The 7,517-nt window shown below is 68.3% G+C and carries 1 protein-coding gene; it reads right to left on the reverse strand.

All coding sequences use genetic code 11. The features are described 5' to 3' along the window. Nucleotides 1–7,517 (reverse strand): non-ribosomal peptide synthetase (locus A5704_RS14430; RefSeq protein WP_156737677.1); only part of this gene is annotated, 7,517 nt, incomplete at both ends.

The following is a 7,517-nucleotide window of genomic DNA, read 5'->3' on the forward strand; positions in this document are numbered from 1 at the left end:
CGGGCGCAGCCAGCCGTCGAGCACGACGAGCGCGGCGCCGGGCACCGGCGCACCGATCGGTACGACATCCGATCCCGCTGTAAGGGGCGCGCTCAAGGTCACCCACATCGTTGTCTCGGTCGGGCCGTATTCGTTGATCATCACCCGGCCGGGTGCCCACCGCTCCACGACGTCGGGCGGGCAGGGCTCACCGCCGACCAGCAACGCCACCGACTCCAATCCTTCGGGCGCGAGCGTGCTGACCGCCGTCGGCGTTTGGCACAACACCGTGACCTCTTCGGTGACCAGGAGCTGGTGGAAGTCGGCCGGGGATGCGGCCACCGACTCCGGCACCACGACCAGCCGTCCGCCATTGAGCAGGGCGCCGAATACCTCCCAGCCCGAGATGTCGAAGCTGTAGGAGTGCCATTGCGTCCATACCTGTTGTGGCGCGGCCAGATCGGGATCGAGCGACCCGACCAGCTGCGTCACGTTGTGGTGGGTGATCGACACGCCTTTGGGTACGCCGGTCGTTCCCGAGGTGTAGATGATGTAGGCGAGCTCATCAGGATCCGGCAGCGGCAGGGCGGTGATGGGGCATGTCGAGACCCGGGGGTCGTTGACGTCGATGACCGGCAGCGCGGACCCGTCCAGCCGGTCTGCCGAGCCTCCGGTCGTGATCGCGGCGACCGGTGCCGCATCGGCGATCATGAACTCGATCCGGTCCCGCGGCAGCGCCGGGTCGATCGGCAGATAGGCCGCACCGGCCTTCAACACCGCGAGGATGCCGACGATCGCGTCCGCCGTGCGGGCGGACAGCAGCGCCACGCACCGTCCGGGCCCCGCCCCCCGTTCGGTCAACAGGTGCGCCAAGCGGTTCGCCGACGCGTCGAGTTCGCGGTAGGACATCGAGCGACCGGCGCAGGTGACCGCCACGGCATCGGGGGTGCGCGCGACCTGAGCGGCGAAGGACGCCGGAATGGAGACCGGTGTCGCGGGCCGTTCCAACGTTGCCAGGTTGCCCCAGTCACGGAGGCGGGCGTGTTCCGGCTCGTCGAGTAGGTCGAAGGTGGACAGTCGGGCGGTCGGGTCGGCGGTCATGGCCTTCAGCACGCGTTCCAGCTGCGTGATGAGTATGTGGATGGTGTCGGCGTCGAAGATGCCGGTGTCGTATTCCAGGCGCACGCCGAGCTGCTCACCCGTGCGAGCTTCCAATGTCAGTGGGTAATGGGTGGATTCGTGTGTGGTCATGTCGGTGACCGCGAACTCACGGGCACCCGCCATCGCGCTGGTGTCGACGGGATAGTTCTCGTAGACGAAGAGCGTGTCGAACAATTGGTCGTGGCCGGTGATGTGGTGGATCGCCGTGAGCGCCAGGTGCTGGTGATCCAGCGTCTGGTTGTGGGCCTGCTGGAGGTGGTGCAACAACTGCGTGGTGGTGGTGTCCGCGCCGATGGTGGCGCGCACCGGCACCGTGTTGATCAACAGCCCGACAACCGATTCCGCGCCGGGAAGCTCGGTCGGGCGTCCGGAGACCGCGGCGCCGAAGACGACGTCGTGTTGGCCGGTCAGCCACATCAGCAGTTGCGCCCAACCGGCCTGCAACACGGTGTTGACGGTGGTGTGATGCGAGCGCGCCAGTTCGGTGAGCGCGTGAGTCGTCCGCTCCGAGAACCGATACGAGGCCTCGCCTCGGCGCCCGGGCCCCGTCCTGTTTGCGGAGCCGACGAGGGTGGGGGTGTCGAATCCGGTGAGAACCTCGCGCCATGCGGTGTGGGCGGCATCGAGGTCGCGATCGGCCAGCCAGGTGACGAACCTGCGATACGAGGTGGACGCCGGGAGCCGCTGCCCGTAGTAGGCGGCGAACATCTCCTGCAACAGGATCGACGTCGACCAGCCGTCGAGCACGATGTGGTGATTGGTGACCACGATCCGATGCCGGTCCGGTGCCGTGCGGATGAGCGCCACCCGGAAGGCCGGCGGATTCGCCAGGTCACAGACGGCGACGCGCTCGGCCGTGCACAGCTGCCGGATTCGGGTATCGGTGTCGTCGATGTTGTCCAGTTCGACGTACTGCCATGCCGCCGCGGGATCGGCAGGGATGAGTTGAACCGGTTCGCCTTGGGTGCAGAAGCGGGCCGCAAGGTTGGGGTGGCGATCGACCACGGTCTGTACCGCGGCGCGCATCCGGTCGGGGTCCAGCGGCCCGGTCACGGTGAAATCCAGTTGGACGGAATAGAGTTCGGCCAGATCGTCGAGACCCTGGGTGGTGCTGGCATGGAACAACAGGCCCTGCTGCAGCGGGGTGAGCGGCAGAATGTCGGCGACCGAATACTGCTGTTGGAGGGCGTCGATCTCCCGCTGGGTGAGCCGCGCGGGTGCGATGTCGGAGGGGGTCAGACCGCCGCCACCCCGCGCGACGTGGGCGCAGACGCCGGCCAGGGCCTCGAACCACAACCGGTTGAGTCGGCTGACGCCGGCGTGGTCGAGCGCTGAGGGCGCCCAGGTCCAGGTGGCGTTCAGCGCAGGGCCGGAATCGGTTTCGACGGCGACGGCGCTGAGCTCTACGGTGTGCATCATCGGCATGTTCACCGCAGACGCGGCCGCGGTGAACGCAGATCCGTCCGCGCTGATCAGCCACAGATCGTCCGACGGCTCGGAGCCGTGTGCGCCAAGACGTCCCAGATAGTTGAATCCGATCGTGGGTTCGGCGCCCATGAGCGTGGTGTCGAGGTAGCGCAGCAGCCCATAGGTCAGGGGATCGGGGAGCGCGCGGAGTTGTTCCTTGGCGCGCTTGATGATCGGGCCGAGGTCGGCGTCGCCGGCCACCACCAGCGCCCAGGGCAGCGCGCCGGAGCTCAGCGCGACGGGGTATTTGGTGGTGAACCAGCCCACGGTGCGGGACAGGTCCACGTCGGCGGCCAGCTCTTCGTCGCGGCCATGGCCTTCGACGTCGAGAGCGATCGCGGCGTCGCCGGTGCCCAGGAACTCGGCGCAGGCCAATGCGAACGCGATCAGGAGGATGTCCTGGATTCCCGCGTGGAACGCCGCGGGCACGTCGCTCATCAGCTGGCGGGCGGTCTCACCGTCCAGCGACGCGGTCAGGTGCCCGGCGTTCGCGTAGGTGTCTGGCGCCTCCGGCAGGGCGGGTCGCGCCGCCAATACCTGCTGCCAGGCTTCGCTCTGCGCCAATACCGTTGGGTCGTCGGCATGTTGGGCGAGGAGTGCGGCCCACCGTTGGAATGACGTCATCACCGGGGGGAGGGCTATCGGGTGCCCGCTGTGGTGTTGGGCCCAGGCGATGTTGATGTCTTCGAGCAGGATCCGCCACGACACCGCGTCGACGGCCAGGTGGTGGATGATCAGGGCCAACTGCCTGGTGGTGCTCGCCCACACGGCGCTGAGCATGACCCCGCCGGCCGGACTGAGCCGGGACCGGGCGGCGATGATCGTCTCGTCGGTGAGCGCGTCGACGGTGTGCAGTAGCGCTGCGGCGTGCGCCGAGTCCGGTTCTGGCACGGTCAATTTCCAGCCGCCGGGCCCGTCGTCGACGCGCAGTCTCAACATGGCGTGCCGATCCAGCAGGGCCTGCAGCACGACCGTGACGTCGGCCAGTTCGACACCCGCGGGTGCCTGCAACACCATGGTCTGGTTGAACTGGTCAACGGGGCCGTCGACGCTGCTCAGCCAACGGATTATCGGTGTCGCCGCCACGTCGCCGATTCCCTCGTCGATGGGCCGGTGCGTGTCGGCCACGCCGACCACCCGGGCCAGTCCGGCCACGGTTTGCTCGACGAAGATGTCGCGCGGCCGGCAGCTGAGGCCGGCCGCGCGGGCCCGCGACACCACCTGCATCGACAAGATGCTGTCGCCGCCCAGGTCGAAGAACGATTCGTCGACCCCGACCCGGTCCAGCCCGAGCACTTGGGCGTAGATCCCGGCCAGGATCTCTTCGGTCGGGGTCTGCGGTGCGCGGAAGGGCGTGTCGGCAAAGACCGGCGCCGGCAGCGCCTTTCGATCGATCTTGCCGGACGAGGTCATCGGGAACTCGTCGAGCACCATGATCTGCGTCGGCAACATGTAATCCGGCAACCGCGCGCTCAATTGGCGTCGGACGGCGCTGATCCGCGTGTTGTTGCGCGGGTCGTTGGCGGGTTCGTCGTGACCATCGCGGTTCGGCAGGTATACGTCGCCGATGGTCGGGATGCTTCCCTCGGCAGCGGCCGTGAAGACGGCATCAAGCGTGCCCGGTTGAGCGCCCCACGTGACCGCAACGCGATAGCCAATGGCTTCGCCGAGGCGGTGCAGTGCTTCGGGTGTCGCGGTGCCGTTCGATTCCACGCGGGCGGCCTCAGCGAGCGCGTCGGTCAGGGGTAGCCCCGCCGCCAGGCCCTGTCCGATTTGGACGTCGGTGACCAAGCCGGCGCGCGGGATCCCGCATATTCGGATGTCGGCGGGACGGTCGGAGTTCAATCGATCCTGCAGCCCGTTCAAGCCGGCGCAATCGGCCCACGCCCAGCTCGGGGCGGCGCCCAGGGAATGCACCGATGTGGGCGCCTTGTGCACGACGACGTCGTAGCGGTACCGGGTGAGTTCGTTGTCGGCCGCTCCGCGCTTGACCTGGATGTCGAGCGCCGACGCCGCCGGATGGCTGGCCGCCCAACCGGTGAAAAACTCTGGGGCGAGCAGGAGTTCGGCCTCGCCGACGACGGCGCGCTGGATGCGGTGACGAAGTTCGGCCGCGTCTGTGTTGCCGCTGCGGGCGAGCGCCACCGCGGTCTGGAATGCGCCCTGCAGGCTGTGGTTGCGGACATCGCCGATGAACAGCGATCCGCCGGGGCACAGGAGTTCCATGACACTGTCGATGAGGTCGGCCAGATACCCCGCGTTGGGGAAGTACTGAACGACCGAGTTGAGGATCACGGTGTCGAAGAAGCCCAGCGGCAGGCCCTCGGTCACGTGGGCGGGTCGAGTCAGCAGCTGGACGCGGTCTCGCCAGGGGAGCTCCAGCCGTTCCATCGAGCGGGCGAGGTAATCGATTGCCGCCGCGGACATGTCGGTGGCAACGTAACGCTCGCACTGCGGAGCGATTTGTGAGAGAACCAGTCCCAGGCCCACCCCGATCTCCAGTACCCGCCGCGGTCGCAGGGCCATGATCCGGTCCACGGTCAGCGAACGCCATTCCTCCATCTCCGCGAGCGGGATCGGCTCGCCGGAGTAGCTGCTGTTCCATCCCCGGAAGTCGGTGCCGAGCCCGGAGGTGCCGGCCTCGGCGCCGTAGAGGTCGTCGTAGACGTGCTGCCACTGCGCGACGATTTCGTCGTCGTCGTCGTCGTTGTCGGCGGTGGCGGCGTGCTCGAGGGCCACGTAGGCGACGAGGTTGGCGCCGGCCCCGCCGTTGTGCATCGTGGCTGCGGCCATGGTGACGTGCGGGCAGGCCAGCAAGCTGTTCTCGATCTCCCCCAATTCGATTCGTTGTCCACGGAGTTTGACCTGGGTGTCGGCGCGTCCCAAGTAGTCCAGCGTTCCGGATGCGGTCCAGCGGGCCAGGTCGCCCGTGCGGTACAGGCGTGACCCGGGAACCCCAAAGGGGTTGGCGATGAACCGTTCCGCGGTCAACTCCGCCCGGCCGAGATAGCCGTGCGCGACGGCACGTCCGCCCAGATACAGTTCGCCGACGACGCCGATGGGCGCCGGGCTGAGCCGGGTGTCCAGCACGAGAGCGCACACGCCCGGGACGGGGGTGCCGATTCCCACCGGCTGCCCCGGCGCCAAGGGTCCGCCGCAGGTGGCCCAGATGGTGGCCTCGGTGGGACCGTAGGCGTTGAACATTCGCCTCTCCGACGCCCAGGCAGCCGCCAACTCGCTTGGGCACGCTTCCCCCGTCGTGATGAGCGTGTCGACCGCGTCGAGGCGGGCGGGGTCCAGCGAGGACAGCACCGACGGGGTCAAGACCGCAGCATTGACGCGCTGATCACGCAGCAATGCCGTCAACGCCTCGCCCGCAACGGCTTCCGGCGGCGCCACCACCAGCGCCGCCCCCGCCCCGACCGCCAGCAGCAATTCACCGATCGATACATCGAAGGTGGGCGCGGCGAGCATCAGCAGCCGCGTGCCCGCATGCAATCCGAAGAGCTCGCCGAGCGAGGCGATTTCCAGCAGGCCACCGTGGCTGACCGCGACTCCCTTTGGGGTGCCGGTGGATCCGGACGTGAAGATGACGTGGGCGGTGCTGTTGACCGTCAGGGGTGCCAGGCGGTCGGCGTCGGTGATCGGGTCAGCGCTCAGCCCGGATAGGTCGAAGTCGTCGACGCGCAGCACGCGGCGGCCGCCGGCCCAGTCAACGGTGCCGGCGTCGCGGGTCAACACGCAAATCGCGTCTACGGTGTCCAGCACTGTCGCGATGCGCTCGACGGGGTGAGTCCGGTCGACGGGCACGTAGGTTCCACCGGCTTTGACGACGGCCCACCAGGTGACCACCAATTCCAGACACCGATCCATCGCGACCGCCACCGCGCGCTCCGCGCCGACGCCCGCCTCTATCAGTGCGCGCGCCAACCGTGCCGACGCCTCGTCGAGCTCGCGATACGACATCGAGCGGTCACCGTCGACCACCGCCACCGCGTCCGGGTCGGCAGCCGCCGCTGCCGCCAGCAACTGCGGCGCGACTCCCACCTGTGCATCGACCCCGGTGCCGGCCCACATCGATTGGACCAATTCACGCTCGCCGCAATCCATCAACGAGATGGCGCCCACCACCACCGCTGGGTCCGCGACCACCGCGTCCAGCACCCGCCCGAACCGGTCGACGAGACGCTCGATGGTGGAGCGGTCGAAGAGATCCGTCGCGTATGTCACCGATCCGGCGGCCCGTGGAGCGGCCGGGTCGTCGGTGGGCACCTCCACCAGTTCGAAGTCCAGGTCGAAGCGCGCCGAGCGGGTGGGCACCGCCCACTGTTCGACGCCGACGCCATCGATCGCGAACGCGTCCGGGCGCACGTTGTTCTGCAGCACCATCAGCACCTGGAACAAGGGGTGGTGCGCGGCCGAGCGCGCGGGATTGAGCTGCTCGACCAACCGCTCGAACGGCACGTCCTGATTGCTGTAGGCGTCCAGGGCTTTATTACGCACCCGCGCAAGGACATCGGTGAACCGGCATGCCGGATCCACTTCCACTCGCAACACCCAGGTGTTGACGAAGAATCCGACCAGGTCGCTGAGCGCACGATCCGACCGCCCGGCGATCGGTGTGCCCAGCACCACGTCGTCACCCACGCCGACCCGGTGCAACAAGACCGCCATGACAGCCTGCAACACCATCGAGGCCGTCGCGTTGTGCGTCGCTGCCAGCTGCTTGATCCCGGCCCAGACCCCCGGCTCGATCAGCAGATCCACCTCGCCGCCGCCGTAGCTGGGCACCGGGGGCCGGACACGATCCGCGGGCAGCGACACGATTTCCGGCAGTCCGGCCAATTCGCCTTGCCAATAGCGCAACTGGCGAGCGATCACACTGTCCGGGTCGGACTCGTCTCCCAGCA

Origin of the sequence: Mycobacterium sp. E735 (genome assembly GCF_001666955.1) — a bacterium.
GTDB lineage: Bacteria > Actinomycetota > Actinomycetes > Mycobacteriales > Mycobacteriaceae > Mycobacterium.